Source organism: Empedobacter sedimenti (assembly GCF_030005555.1).
Classification (GTDB): Bacteria; Bacteroidota; Bacteroidia; order Flavobacteriales; family Weeksellaceae; genus Empedobacter; species Empedobacter sedimenti.
Genome location: NZ_JASCQG010000012.1, coordinates 115,852 through 131,588, shown reverse-complemented (window position 1 = coordinate 131,588; position 15,737 = coordinate 115,852). Strand labels below are relative to the sequence as shown.

Annotated in this window: 10 protein-coding genes; 2 read left to right on the top strand and 8 right to left on the bottom strand. The window is 31.8% G+C overall.

Annotated features, from left to right (window positions below):
• Positions 1-13 precede the first annotated feature (13 nt).
• Together QHG34_RS12310 and QHG34_RS12305 are read left to right on the top strand one after the other, a co-directional pair.
• Positions 14-772 carry a TIGR02757 family protein gene (locus tag QHG34_RS12310; protein ID WP_276681380.1) on the top strand — a complete coding sequence of 253 codons (759 nt, stop codon included), beginning with the start codon at positions 14-16 and terminating at the stop codon, positions 770-772.
• A 99-nt stretch (positions 773-871) separates the two neighbouring features.
• A complete protein-coding gene (locus QHG34_RS12305; RefSeq protein ID WP_276681381.1) occupies positions 872-1,486 on the top strand; it encodes a recombinase family protein in 615 nt (204 codons plus the stop codon).
• Positions 1,487-1,685: 199 nt separating this feature from the next.
• Here QHG34_RS12305 and QHG34_RS12300 read toward each other — a convergent pair whose 3' ends face one another.
• The 8 genes from QHG34_RS12300 to QHG34_RS12265 form a co-directional block, all read right to left on the bottom strand.
• Complete coding sequence (locus tag QHG34_RS12300) at positions 1,686-2,282, bottom strand: hypothetical protein (protein ID WP_276681384.1); 597 nt, start codon at positions 2,280-2,282, stop codon at positions 1,686-1,688.
• 385 nt (positions 2,283-2,667) lie between these two features.
• Complete coding sequence (brxL, locus tag QHG34_RS12295; protein WP_276681386.1) at positions 2,668-4,710, bottom strand: BREX system Lon protease-like protein BrxL; 2,043 nt, start codon at positions 4,708-4,710, stop codon at positions 2,668-2,670.
• Positions 4,711-4,712: 2 nt separating this feature from the next.
• On the bottom strand, positions 4,713-7,211 hold the full coding sequence (pglZ, locus tag QHG34_RS12290; RefSeq protein WP_276681388.1) for a BREX-1 system phosphatase PglZ type A: 2,499 nt from the start codon (positions 7,209-7,211) through the stop codon (positions 4,713-4,715).
• On the bottom strand, positions 7,208-10,741 hold the full coding sequence (gene pglX, locus QHG34_RS12285) for a BREX-1 system adenine-specific DNA-methyltransferase PglX (RefSeq protein WP_276681389.1): 3,534 nt from the start codon (positions 10,739-10,741) through the stop codon (positions 7,208-7,210). The genes pglZ and pglX overlap by 4 nt, the downstream gene beginning before the upstream one ends.
• A 2-nt stretch (positions 10,742-10,743) precedes the next feature.
• Entirely contained in the window at positions 10,744-14,316 is a 3,573-nt protein-coding gene (gene brxC / locus QHG34_RS12280; RefSeq protein ID WP_282630495.1) for a BREX system P-loop protein BrxC, read from the bottom strand.
• Positions 14,309-14,908, bottom strand: coding sequence for a DUF1788 domain-containing protein (locus tag QHG34_RS12275; RefSeq protein WP_276681393.1), 600 nt, complete (start codon positions 14,906-14,908; stop codon positions 14,309-14,311). Before QHG34_RS12275 ends, brxC begins: the two co-directional genes overlap by 8 nt.
• Positions 14,909-14,910: 2 nt before the next feature.
• On the bottom strand, positions 14,911-15,486 hold the full coding sequence (locus QHG34_RS12270) for a DUF1819 family protein (RefSeq protein ID WP_276681394.1): 576 nt from the start codon (positions 15,484-15,486) through the stop codon (positions 14,911-14,913).
• A complete protein-coding gene (locus QHG34_RS12265) occupies positions 15,479-15,691 on the bottom strand; it encodes a helix-turn-helix domain-containing protein (RefSeq protein ID WP_276681395.1) in 213 nt (70 codons plus the stop codon). The genes QHG34_RS12270 and QHG34_RS12265 overlap by 8 nt, the downstream gene beginning before the upstream one ends.
• Positions 15,692-15,737: the final 46 nt, after the last annotated feature.

Sequence of the window (15,737 nt, the reverse complement as noted above, 5' to 3'; positions counted from 1 at the left end):
GTATCTTTGAATTATGACTAATATTAAGGATTTTCTAGACGAAAAAGTGGTTCAGTACAACACATTAGAATTTATTGATTCTGATCCAGTTCAAATACCTCATCGTTATTCATTAAAGGAAGATATTGAGATTGCTGGATTTTTAGCTGCAACAATTTCTTGGGGAAACCGTAAAATGATTATCAAAAACGCAAATAAGATGATGAATTTAATGGGCAACTCTCCTTATGATTTTTTGATGAATGCGTCCGATAATAATATTAATACTATTGATGGATTTGTTCACCGAACATTTAATAGTGAAGATTTAAAATTTTTCTTGAAATCTCTTCGTAATATTTATCAAAATCATGATGGTTTAGAACATGTTTTTAGTCAACATCAAACTTCCGATTCAACACAGGAATCAATTTCTAAATTCAAACAAACTTTTTTTGAAATTAATCATTTGGATAGAACAACGAAACACGTCTCAGATCCGTTGAATAATTCAGCTGCAAAAAGGTTAAACATGATGTTGAGGTGGTTTTGTAGACAAGATAATCAAGGGGTGGATTTAGGAATATGGAAATCTATTCCAACGTCTATTTTATCATGTCCCTTAGATGTACATTCGGGTAATGTTGCACGAAAATTAGGGATTTTGACACGAAAACAAAATGATGCAAAAGCGTTGAAAGAACTGGATACAAAACTCCGCGAACTGGATGCAAATGATCCAGTGAAATATGATTTCGCTTTATTTGGTTTAGGCGTTTTTGAAGGGTTTTAGTGTATCAACATTATAAATGTATCATTTTATATCTTTTTCAATATAAATTTGATACACTATATTGTATTATTTTTTATCTTTGATTAAAATTGATATAACATGAAACCAAATGCTATTATTATCGCAAGATGTTCAACGAATGAAACTAAACAAGATGTTTCTCGTCAAGTTGAAGATTTAACAGATCTATATCAAGGTGCATATGAAATTGTCAAAACGTTTTCCTATTATAAAAGTGGTTTGGATAATCAAATAGAAAATGATTCAATTCTCCAATATTGTATTGAGAATAATATTGAGAATATTCTAGTAACAGAAGTTTCAAGGATTTCTCGAAAGATTTCTACATTTTCACTATTTCTAGAAGAATGCAATAAGCACCAAATAAACTTGTTGATAGATAATTACAAATTACATACTTTCATTAATGGAAAGGAGAATACAATGGCTCAGGCAATGCTTCAAATAGCTGCTGTAATGGCTCGTAATGAGCTAGAATTAACAAAGGAGCGTTTGAATTCCGGAAGAAGAAAATACATCGCAGAAGGTGGTAAACTGGGGAGAAATGTTGGGTCAACAGAATCCAATCAAAAATTTCTTGAAAAATACCCAGAAGCAATACGACTAATTCGAAAAGGCAGATCAATTAGAGAGGTTATGAAGTTATGCAAACTAAGTAGTGGTACAGTACAAAAATTGAAAAAATTAGTATAGTATTGCAGGGGTATTTTAGTGCTCGTTTTATGTTCAATTCTACTATTTAAAGCACTTTTATGTATCATTTTCTGCATTAAAATACATGTTATTTTCAACTAAAATAAATACTAAACACTATAAATCAATTACTTGTGATTTATTCTAGTGAAAATTTTAGAAAAATAATAGAAATTTGGTGAATGGAGTTGGTTTTAAGCTAAATAAGGTAAATAGGAAAGTCACCACCTAATCTATCATAACCTTTACTTATATAATCCACAAAAGCATCCTCATCAACAATTTTTCTAACACGTACAGAAGATTTATGTTCTCCGGTTGATTTATCATAATACATATTGCATTTTTTTTGTAGAATATTTTGGACTATATAATCTATATATTTCTTTACAGTTTTATATTGACCATGTACTCCCATATGGAGATGATTATTGTATTTATTGTACGGATCATTTTCTATTTTGTAAACTAAATCACATCCGGAGTAAAATTTAAACAATCTTACAATTTCAGAATAATATACGTAATCAGATCGATCATTAAAATTGATGCTTACCTCAATATTGAAGTAATTTTCTGGTTTAATTTCCTTTTTAGGTTTACGAATTCTTTCACCAACTAACCCAATTGATGATACTTCTATTAACCAAATATCCTTCTGCTTCTTATTTTTTCCAATTTTTACATATGTTTCTCCATTTTCAAGGGCTTTTGCGCAATTACGTCTTAAATGTCTATCAGATAAAGTTGTTAATTCATTATCTATAAAATATTTTGTTGGTTTAAAATTCTCCATATTTATTTAACTTATAATAGAGTATTACTTACTCATATTGTATAGGGTGCCCATGACAGCAACCTACTATATCATAAATACTGGACATTAGTAAAATGTAAAGTTTTTTATAAAAAATATTTTTAATAAAAACAATAATTCATTGAAATTCAATAATCTATGTTTTTATTTATTTTTCATAATCTATAATAGTATTGTTGGATTATTTTTAGATATATATTTTATGTCCAATTAAAATATTTAAAATTTGAACTGGTTATTTTTTTTTTCATTCCAACTTACTTGTTCAGAAATTGTAAACGGAGGGAGGGTAATTTAACAGGATACGGAAGGAGGACTCCAGAGGGAGGATAATAAAAAAGCAGGAATAAATCCTGCTTTATATTTAATTGTCTATTACAACAACATCAAATTCTTTACATTTTCTTTTCTCTTGAAGGATTTCAGCGAGATCATAACGATTTGTCTTTTGCCAAATGTCTAACCCACGACCAAGTATTATTTTCCAACCGTTATTGCAAACAATACTACGATCATGTGCTGTTTCACTCATTTCGAACGTAAACTCCACTCCCATTTCTTCTAATGACATTTGCATTTCTCTAAATGAAGCGATAGCATTATCCATATACTCTGGAGTATTAGATGTAATCAAGTGGATCTTGATCAAGTCTTGAGATTCATTTTTCTTCAAAATCAACGCACATAATTCCATAAAATTACGGAATTGATGAGGCATACGAATAAAAGGGTCTTGCACTACAAATTCATTAGCACCTTCTAAGTAGTAGCCAAACAATCTATCATAAGAAATATTTGTTTGATTATCACGAATAGACTTACTATATCCAGATAACAGGATAATAGGTTGATCTTGATTGACAATTTCTAATTTAGGTTCATCTCCAATTTCATCAGTAAATGTTTTGACTTCCATTGATAGTTCTGGAGCTTCAAATCTAAAGTCTCCGAACTCTAACTCTTCCAAGGTATCTACTTTGAAAACAGTACCCGATTCATTGTCAAAATATTCAAATTTAACAACCTCATCATTGAAGGTTTCATCCATTTTTTGAAGTTGAAGTTTAACTCTCTTTCTTCCTTCTATAGCGAAATCCAAGATACGTTTACATTCTTCTTTCGTAAAATTTCCATCAGGAAATAAAATTTTCACTAAACCTGAAAATGTTTTTTCGATACCTGTTTTATCACGTGTCGTAATCGTATCGGAAAGCTTATAATATTGTTGGTAGGCCTTGCTGTAATCCTTTTTACGTAAGTGTTTTAATACCTCGGCTAAATAGTCAACGATAAATCCAAAATCATGTGTAAATAGCTCATTTCTTAGCTTAGAAACTTCCCAACCAGGTAGATACAAATGAATACGATCTAAGAAGGCTGTATCGTAATATTCCTTTGGCAACGCTTCGAATAAATTACTGTGCTTTTCCATGTACTGAACCGAATGATTGGTGTTCCCAACAAAAACCATTGAAGCTTCTGCTTGATAAACATTCGTGCCACGAGAAAAAGATTTGTTCGCCATATAGTTTTTAAGGATGTCCACTAATCCTCGATCAATCGTTTTTCCTTTTCCGGCAAACTCATCATAAGCCACAACATCCCAATACCCAACTAAACCAATATCACCAGTTGAATTGTTGACGAATAATTTTGCTTTCGACACTTCCCCACCTGAAATTAAAATACCATGAGGTGATAACTCAGAATAAATGTGAGACTTCCCTGTACCCTTCGGTCCTAATTCGATTAGGTTGAAATTATTTTCACAGAATGGAATCAATCGAGATAACTGAATTAGTTTACTACGATCCGAAAACTCTTCAAAGTTTAGTCCTATAGATTGCATAAGCAAGTTGATCCATTCGTCTGTAGACAATTGATTTCTAAGCTCAAAATATTCCTCTAAATCAACTCTAACAACCTGTATCGGTTTAACATTCTCAATTACCCATGGTGACGTTTTCTTCTCTTCGACAAACTCATAACCCATCGTAGTTAATGACCAGACTCCTTCACTTAAAAGCTTTGGATGTTGCTTCACAAATGCATCATTGATTGGAATCTTTTTCAATCCAAGATTTGCAAACTGAGCTTCATATCTATCTGCACTATCATTTAGTTTAACTGAGATCTTATCAATGATTCGATGATTTCCTTTCTCACGAATTTTTGATTTAATTTCCTCAGCTTCATCACGGTGTACGAAATGTTGTTCGATAATGGTTTTTACCTTACCAATACCATCTGAAATAGTTTCTTCATTATTGGTCGCACAATATTGACCTAAAAGGTATTCCAACACATAAGTAGGAACGATGGCATTTCCTTTTATCTTTGAAGTTAAATCCTTTCTAACTACTTTTCCTTCAAATACCTGGTTTATTTTCTCATCTAGTGGTTTCATAGCTAAAAGTCAAAATCGTTTTCCATTGAAATATTTAGGTTGTAATGAAGTTCAAACAGGTTTATAAATGTATTACTTCCTTCTACTTCAGTATCTACTTTTAAATATACGTTATTCGAACGATAGATTTTTGATAAGATATTCAATTGAACTACCTTCTCTCGATCTTCCGCACGTTCTGATGTAAAATCAAAATTGTACATAAACACATCACTGATCAGTTCATCAGCACCATTTTCTCTATTTACAAAATATACCTTCACATTACGTTCGCGTACACTTGCAGAGATTGGTTCTTCTTGATATAATTTTACTGTATGGATATTGGTTGTAATTCGATTATTTCCTTTGTTCAATACATCGATTGATACATTCTTAATTGTATCTGATCGTTTCTTAGAAATTGCAACAATTGGAATCACAACTTCTTGAAGCGTATGACCTCCATGAACAAATCTACTACCTGCACCACGTACTCTCATTCGGTTAGAACCATTAGGAACCAATACATCAAAATCTCCTTTTAAGTTTAATTGATCAGAATGGTAAGTAGTTAACGCTGAATTTCCTTTAACACCTTTACCTAAAATAAATCTTCTGTTTATTTTGAATGCTTCCCCTTCGAAAGTATCTTGAACAAAATCTATTTCATTCAATTCCTGATCTTGGTAAATGAATCCATGATCGGCAGTAACTAAAATATGATTTAAATTAAAATTTGTTAGTGATCGAACTAAACCGATGATGAATTTAATTTCTTCTTCAACAGCTTCAATTACCTTCACCTCAGATGTTTTATCATCACCAGTTTTATCAATACGGTTATGGTAAATGTAAATTACATCGTGGTCTTTTACTAAACGAATGGCTTGTTCACTTTTCGTTTTATAGGTACTAACATCTTCAGCTGAGATTGTTTCCGCTTTAACACGACCAATTTGATTTAAAACCTTTTTACGAGGTTCTAAACCTAAGGTAGATAAGCCATCAATGAATGCAGATCCATCCTCTCTGATTTCAATAACCTGGTGTGGTAATAAACTTGCCATACCCAATTGTGTATAAGAAGGTAAATTTGCTATTTGATAATCTAATGTTGCATCAAAACGGTTTTCTTTGTTGATACGATCCATTAATTCTTGACCAATTTCGTAACGGAATGCATCCGAAATAATCACCGCAACTTTTGTATTGCGATCGATGTATCTACGCTTTACATTTCGTTTAAAGAAATCTTTAATGGATTGATCACCAACATACCATTCTTGTTTCTGATTCAGTAAAGTTTGCCAATTTTCTGAAAGTTTAAACATCCAAGTATTCGTGTACCATTTATGCACTTCATCATATAATACTCTAAACCCATTATTATTGGTTAAGCGATAATGGTACATAAATTTGCGGTAGAATTGGTCTGCTTTGTAACCTTCGTTAGTATAAAACGCGAAACCTTCTTCGAAACTTTGGAATGATGGAATTGCAACCGTTGTTAAGTAATCTTGCAATTTTGATGCATAACGTAATGTATCGTAAAAATCTTGATATTCTTTGTACCATCTACTCGATTCTCGATCTTTACAGATTTTATCCAACGATTCCGCGGTGATGTTTTGATTTAAAATCACATCACGTAAATCTCTGATGATTCGTTGATCTACTTCTCTGAAAGTGTCATCAAACAACAAGGATTCTGATGACGTTAAATCAATCTTCTGTTCTACATTGATATCCAAAGCTATCTTATCTGATAACGTGTCCAAAACCACCTTAAAGGAGTTAATGTCTTTCCATTTTTGGTACAACACAATGGCATCGCGACTGATTTTATTTCGATTTTCTGTGAAACTTGAATTGGCATAAAAAACTTCTAAAACAAAATCGTAAATCGTAGGATCTTCGTGTTGGTAATGGTATTGTTTTTCCACCAACTCCCAAAAGACAGGTTTTAAATTATAACGAGCCAAATCTTTTGTAATTTGCTCTTCTTTCTCTTCTACAAATGCTTTTACATAACTTTGGATAAAATCATCTGTTGAAGTTGTTAACGTGCCTAAAATCACTTGTAATAGCTTCTGATCTAAAACCTCTGGTAGATCTGATTTCTCGGCTAATTCTAAGAATTTCTTTTTACGTTCTTTATTCTTAAAATAAGCTGTACGCGTTTTAGCCCATTCTTTGTACTGAATAGGTAAATCCAATTCTTGTAACAACATCGACTCTTGATCGGTATGAAACAATTGGTGCGACAGCTCGATATCCAACAACCAGTTGTCTTCGTTTTCTGGCCTTGGATAAGGAATGTACAATAAAAATTGTTGTTGAGGTTTTACTTGTAACACCTGGTGTTTTACTGTAAACTCATTTCCATTCACGTGGATGATCTCCACCGATGGAAGATTAGTTTGTTTTATTTCATCTTCATATTGTTTCTCAGCATCGTACCAAACAATGATACGATGCTTCTGAAACAACTGAAGTAATGCTTCTTCTAATTTATTCATCGGATTTGTGTTGTATCGATCCAATCGAATTTTTTCACTTTATCTTTTGCTTTCTTATCGTTTAACCCAGCTACTGGAGCAATTACATTTCCAAATTTGTTGTAATTGACCAATACCCCTTCGTCCAAATCGATTTCTATACGATCTGCTGCTAATTTGTATAATTCTACTTCGTAGGCACGACACTCATCGATTTGGTTTTTAAGTTTGTCGATTTCTTTACGTGCTTTGGCTTGTTCTGCTGCTGAACCTGTAACCACAACTGTTTCTAAATGCTTGATATGGTTTTCTAGTTTACCAATAAACTCACGTAAATAACCATTTAAGATTTCGCTTAACGTATCTTTAGTGTAACGGTGCATGTAAATTAACACATTAAACGCACCTTTTGGTGAACTGAATTGCCAGTAGATTGGACGTTTTTTGTATCGTTTGATGTGATCTTTATAAAAATCTTTCACCAAATATTTGCGTAAATCTTTACCTAAAGTATTTTCTATGTAAGCAATGTTTTCACTGTACGAAGCTTTACCCCAAACAGCTTTTACAAAATCTTTTACACGTGTTACAATATCATCATAAAACCATTCTTCTTCTAGTAAGGGTACAATGTTATCTTCGTCTGGTACAAATTGTAATTGCTCTTTGGATTTACCCACTTTTGCTAAAAAGTCTTGGAACGTTTCTCCTTGGTTAGCTAAAATTAAACCTTCTTTATCTAAAAAATAGCGACCAAAAACACAACCCACAGCATAGGAAATAAACTGAACAATAAGTTCTTTCTCCTTAAACACCAATTCTCCATTAACAATCTCCGTTTCGTCTTTTAGGATCGTAATATCTTCTAAAGGAACATCTGTTGTAAGCTCATCTTGTAAACCATAAATTTCGATAAACTGGCTATTTAATTCTTCTTCATTTTGATGCAATTTATAAAATTGTTCTTTCCAGTATGCTTTATAACTCTCTATTGAAGATGATAATTTTTCACTCGATAAACGGACTAATTCATTTTTAGTAAAATCCCATGAAGTTTCACGAGAATTCCATTCAACTAATGATATATTAATTAAATTTTGAACAATTTTATTGATAACATCTTCATTAGAAATTATTATTGGTACATCAGAAATATCACCAACTTGAAAATTTAAAGTGGGATTGTATATACTTAGAAAGAACTTGATTACAGTGCTATTAAAAAATCCAAGTAAATATTTATCATTATCTGAAAAAAATAAAGGTCCTCCAGAGTCAAAAATAAACCCTTCAGGCACAAATCTTGCTGAAAAATTCCCACCTATTTTTTTTGTTGTAATTCCAGATTTAAAAAAATATTCAATACTTCCTATTCCTATAGAAGAACTTCTTATTGAATTTAAATAAGCATTAAATTGTTTTATCTCGAATCCATTGTTTCCCCAATTGATTACTGCATATCTATCTCCTGCCCATTTATAATTCCCACCTTTATTATAAGGATACCATTTATATTGTCTATGTGTAGTATCAAAAACAGATTTACAACTAAAATTTAAATTTTGAATTTTAATTTCAAACCATTCCCTTAAAAATCTTGTATTATCACTTGTTTGTAAACCTGTTTGAGGCACACTGATTGTCCTTACTTTTTTATTACTAAATAAATGGAAATTATTTTCATTAACCCAATATCCTAATCTAGAACATGGTATTTTATTAAAATTATTTTGATCAGAAATAATTATACTATCAGAATTATCTTGTTCTAATATATTTATTAATTTATTTCTTTTTAATTCTGATGAACCATAATTCAATAAGCGTAGGTATTTACCTTTTGAATATGAAATATGATTAACAAATGTAAAAGCTGCATTTTGTACCACTTCACCACCAATTTCTGGGAAAGTACGTGGACCAAGATGTAATAATGTATCAATATGAATAGTTTCGATTAAATGTTTTCTTAACTGTTCATAAGAAGATAAAAACATCCATGAATGTTGGTTAATCATTCCTAAATAACCTTTATCAACTAAAGCAGCTAATCCAGCTTCCATAAAGCACGCCATTAAATCGGCTTTCGACTTTGGGTAGTTCTTTTTTACGTAATTACTTAGCTCATTATTCATATTTCCACCACCCATATACGGGGGGTTATCTACCACACAATGGTATTTATGCGCTAAAGGAATTAATTGTTTCAAAGCAAGTTTTAACTTCTCTTGGGTTGGATACCAAAATAAGTCTGAAGTCTCTCCTTCAGCTTGTAGTTGGGCTAAAATAGCTTCTAAAACCTGTAACGTAGAATAAGGTTGCATTAACGATCCTAAATTCGTTGCTTGGTCTAATAACTTAAGATCATAGCTTAGTACATTCTGATCGTTTACGTTGTATTTGTCTATAATCGTTGCAATCTCGTCTTCTGTAAAACGAGTATCAATGTAACACACGATTTTAGGTTCAGCTACCTTACGGAAAAAACGACGGTAATACTGACGTGCTTTCATTACAATTGCAAATGATGCCAATTGTGATGCACGTTCATCAATTTCAAAACCATGCAAGTTATTCTCAATGATCTTAGCAGGAATCTCTGAAGAAGAATACCCTTCTTCCTCATATATTTTGGCTAATAACTCAAAACCATATACCAAAATGTGTCCACTACCACACGCTTGATCCAACAATTTAATTTCTTCAACTGAATTAATGTGTAAGTAATCATCAGTATTTTCAGTCTCAATATAATAGGGCATAAAATCCTTCAACGAAGAATTTGGTTTATTTAACAACCATAGTTTCCCAACCGTATTTTGCACCATATACTCTACAATCCAACGTGGTGTAAACAATTGGGTAGCTGCTGGTATATCTTCTTTTTTAACTCTACCTGTACCTGCAAAAACTTCATCTTTCTTCTCAGAAATATAAAACTGATACAACCAACCGATAATCTCCACTTCGGCACAATCTTCTTTCAACATCCCTTTTACAACATCGGCAAGGATAGAAATCGGAGAAACTAAATCGTCTGGTAAAAGTAATTCGGTATAATCATTAATTTTCTCAAATAAGAACGGAAATAAACTGTGGTAGTAATTACACGCTTCCACCAACACCATACGCATAATTTCGTTGTTGGGGTTGTTAGAAACGGCTTTACCATCTAACAGATCATTAATTAAACCACGATCTAAGTTTAATTCTTCTGGAATGTTTCCACCTTGTATCAATTCGATGACTTCAGCTAATGAAGATTGAGAACCTTCTACTGGAGAAATAATCGACACATTGAATGGTTGGAAACCATTCGCATCCATGAAACGAATAGCGACTAAACGATTGAACCAAGTATAAGCAACTTTTTCTACTAAAGCTTGTTCACCGATTTCGTTCAGCTCTGCTTTTAATTTAATTAATTCTTGCTCTTTCCCACGAATTGCTGCTGAATCTACATTTAATACATAATGTAGTTTAGCACCAACTTGCTCCATTAACTTTAAACGAGCTTGTTGTGCAAAAGATTTTAGTTGAGAGGTATTCATGGTTATAGCGTAATATTTTTGTCTTGGTTAATTTGTTCGATCATTTTGTTTTTTAATTCAGTAATGTAAGCTTCCACATCATCTGCACTTTCCAAACGAGCTTTCGTAAACTTTACGAGCTTTAAAACTTCTGTTTTATTGATAAAGCTTTTTGGTTTAACAACAGGCTCTTTTACTACTGGAGTTGTATTATCACCAGTACCAACTTGTGGTTCATCAGGATATGGCTGAGGATTGTTTTTCTCAATGAATTCGACGATCTTATTCATAGAGTTCGTATACATTTCTTCTAATGTTTTACGTGCCAATTGTAATGATTCGATGAAACGTTCATCCTTTGAAGATTCAATCTTCTCACGATATGGAATTAAAATAATATCCTTTTGGTTTTCTTTTAATTCATTGAATAGCTCATCATCCATCAACTTTTGAATTGTCTTCTCGAAAGCATCAATAGTTTGTGTACGTTCTTGTTTAATGATCTCTAAAACCTCTTTCTTAATTTCATCCATTAACGCTTTAGCATCACGCATTTTATTTTGTGCGTATGGTTTAGCATCATTATATATTCCTTCTAATTTTTCGATCTTTTGTTTCTCGACAAAATTGAAATTAGACGTATTACCTGTTAAGAATAAACGAACGCTATCAAAGATATTTTTTTGCTCTCCAGACATGAATTCCTGGATCGCTTCGTACACATCTTCCTTAAAGTCTAACAACTCATCTTCAAAGCTATTAAGCTCTTCATATAACTTATTCTGATCTAATTGATATACTATATCCAAACTATCTTTAAACGTACTCAGAATACTTAAAAATGGGTAATTTGAAGCTTGGTTTAAATATCCTTTAACCTTAATTGATTCTTCGTTAACTTTTTGTTTGAAATTTTGAGCAATACTACGAGGATCTATCCCAACATTTGACTCGTTGAATAAATCGTTGTGTAAGCTTTTTAATTGATTCAGTTTGCGTGGATCAATTTCTACTTGAACCTCTATCGTTGTTGCATTCCAAGTTGTATTGTTATCTAAACTTCTTAGGAAGGCTTTATCATCTAAGATTGTGAAATCTTTTTTAGCTTCAATTTTACCACGTTTATATAATGATGCTACGATACAAAATGTTGCCAACGGTTTCCAACCATAAGGTTTCGTTTGGAACATATCTTTAATCGCTGATAATGTTGTTAATTCTTGTCCTTGTTTACGACGCTCTAAAAATGATAATACACGCTTCTCTGCATCATTTAATGATGTTTCATCATCACCAAATAATTCAGCTGATGAACGATTCATAATCACGTTTAATTGCCCTTCATCATAATTAGCTGTACCAATTAACTTTAAATCTGAATAAGCAACTTCAACTAAGTTTTGGAATGCATCTAAGACCTTTGTTTTAGCATCATTTGATGTAGAACCAAAATAAGCTTGTCCATTTAAATAGAAGGTAGCTTTTGGAATCAATTGTTCAAGTAAACGTATCACTGCTGCTTTACGCTCCGTTAATTGATTCCCTTTCTCCATTAAAATTCTACGCACCGAATCACTTGCTGCATTCGAATTTGCTTTACGAATGTAAGATTCCGTTTTATTGATCATACGGATTTCAGAAAGTAATCGTTTGTCTTCTGGCAATTTAATAAACAACAATCCATTTTCTGCTACTGTATTACCAGTAAAATAATTGTCATTAGAATATTGAGTAAATACTGGTGTAACTATATGAATTTTAATCTCACGATCACGGTTGTTCATTAGTGTACCATCAACGTATCGAGAATATTCAAAATCTTGTTTGTTAAAAAAATATTTTAATTTAGTTTCTTTGATTATTCCATCAAAAACATATTCGTTGATACTTTTCTCAATTGCTAATGAATCAATTTCAGTTGATTTAATTTCTTCCTCAACATCTTTCTCTTCATCCGTTAAATACTCGTAGAAATCCCCTTTTCGTTGAATATAAGACTGTTCTTCTAATAAAGTAAGTGCTTGCTCAACCTGTTCTGTATATTTCGTTAAATCAACCGTAGCATCATCTAAAAGTAACACCATTACATCACGTTGTGTCGCTTTAAAACTATCGTAGTATTTCACTAAGAATAATGCTTTCAGAATACGGATAGCAAGTGGATTATGCTTTAATTGATTATTTGCTAATAAAATTGAATTGTAGGCATTAGAGATTAATGCTGTTTCTAAACCATTGAACAGTTGATCAAATGATACCAAATGTTCGATTGAGCTGTCTTCTGGAATATATTTTAAAACCTCTTGAAACACTCCCAACATTGAACGTTCCCCTACAGATGCATTTTGTCCTTGGAATACATTATGTTTAGACAATGACTTAATACACTGTTGGAACAAATCGAATTGATATGGAACAAATGGATATTTATTTACAAAATCATTCGTGTCATTGTACCCAAGGAATTGTACACCATGTTCAGAGAAACTCAAAAGTGTCTTCAGGTTCTGATTTTCTTTCGTATAAAATGATCCTAACTCACTTTTACCAGTATCATTTTTCTCTAATAAACGTTTTTCAATTACTTCATCTACATTTGATGAGGTTAATGGAATCTTGATTGCAAAACGACCTTGGATCTTAGAAAAATCTTGGTTCTGTTTGATTGTTTCATCACCAATTACCGCCTCTAAATCTTGTTGTGATGTTACAATAACCCACGATCTACCATTACATTTGGTATCTAAAGATTCTGCGATAGTTTGAAGATTCAACATTAGGCTTCCGTTATCGGCAATATATTGACCAATTTCATCGACAAAGAAATTAAGTCTAAATTTCTTCCCTTTGCTATTGATATACTTTTGTACTCGATTTGCAAAATCTTCGATTGAAAACTTCAGTTGATTTTCTAATTTGTCTAAATACCCTTCGAATTGTTCTTCAGGCTTATTAAACACCTTAGCACACGCAATTGTAATTGCTTCTTCTACTAAAGGGTGTGAATATTTATTACGTGCCTCAATCCACGGTTTAGCAAACTCATTTTCAAATTCAACTTTAAATTGATCGTAAACACCTTCTTCTGTTAAATATGATTCTAACTCTGCAACATGGGGAGCAAATCCAAAGAAACCTTGATGATCGTAAAACACTTTGTAGAAAACCTGTAAGATAGCATCATTATCTTTCTTAGAAGTAATCTGAGCATGTTGATCAATATTAAACAAAATACTTTCCGATTGGTATTTAGATAATGAAGTTTCAATATCTGCTTTTAACTTCGGATCATCCTGGATTTTGTTTGCAAAAATTTGTCCTAAAGCTTCACCATTTTCAATTTTATTTTCAAGTACATAGCTAAGAATCTTTAACAGGTGAGACTTACCTGAACCGAAGAAACCACTAATCCAAACCCCATTAGTTGTGGCTTGATCATTATATGCTTCAAAGAAATTTGTAATACGTTTTTGGATCTCATTCGTTACAACGTATTCTTTAACTTCAGTATAAATATGTTCCTTGTCATCAGCTTTTACAACCGTTTCAATAGGTCTGCTGTAATCGTTAAGAAAAAGCTGTTTAAATTTACTCATGGATGAATTTTTTATGTTTTAGTATGTTGTTTGCTCTATAGTAATTATCGTCCATCAACTCCCCAAAAAGGTTTAGTGACTGTCCGGTGTAAGTACCCGGATAAAACATTAATACAGGTTTTGTTTTAATGGCACTTTGTAAGTTGTTTAATATAGTATGCGAACGCATAAATGGATATAGACTTCCTACGTTCTTTAAAATCAAAAGATCATAATATTCTGATCCAAGTCTTTCTTTAATTTTAGGTATGAATATTTCATGAATATTTAAAGTCGCTTGTAATGCACGTTTAAATTGATCCTTATTCTTCCTTTGTTCCAATTTTTCGATTTGGTCAATCGAGAAATCCTCGAATATTATCTCCGATGATAATTCAAATAAATCGATTACTAATGCTTGGATTGAATTAGTTTTTAATTTCTTCCTTAGGTTCTCAATTTGTTTCTCATACTCATTATGTAACTTCACCTCATATGGTGCAATCCAAAACGGAATCTCACCATTCAATGATTCCATTTTTAGAAATCCAGCAGAGGAAGTAATATTAAAAATGGTATCAAAATCTCGTTTAATTTGTAGTTCATCACTCATAGCTACTGTAATAAGTATTTTAAATCATCTTCACTTAGAATACTTTGTAAAGGGAAATCTAATATAGGTTTTATTATTGTTTTAGTTTTGATATCGTCTAATAATCCAGATTGAACAAGTATTCTAAACGAAACTTGTTTCACCTTGTCTTTAGTGGAATCTGCTAACTTTTCAATTCTTGGATTCTGATCTGCTTTGTTATTAAAGAATTTTTGATAGTCATAGTCTGTTAAGTTATGATCAAAAATTGAAAGTTTATCTAAAATCACTTCATCTATGAATTCACGTAGAATACGGTACGATCTTACACAAGAAATATAAGCAATTAACTTCTGAATATCATACGTTCCACCACTTAAAAGTTTACGTTCTTCAGATGATAGTTGTCCTATACGAAGCTTGATCTCAGCAAATTCGCGTTTACTAGTTTTTATTCGATCTTTACCCAAATTCTCTAATTGAAATTGATCGATGGTTGCATCGTTATCAATTAGCCACTGATTCACTAAGATCATCTCATCCAACAATAAGGATCCACCTGTTAACGAAAATTTATACTCATTAATATATTTACCCATTGTTGTTTTTATAATCATTAACGCTCATTAATAACTCCTCTACCTCCACAGAAAGAACGGTTGCAATTTTGTACAAAGTTTCTAATGATGGTTGGTGCCTGTTGTGTACATAACCGTTTACCATATTATAACTTTTGCCTAATTGATCAGCCAACCAGGTTTGTTTTATTCCTTTCTTTTCTATAACCTCCTTGATCCTATTCATTTAGAAATTTTAATCGAATGAGGTAAAAATAGTGAATTATATGAGA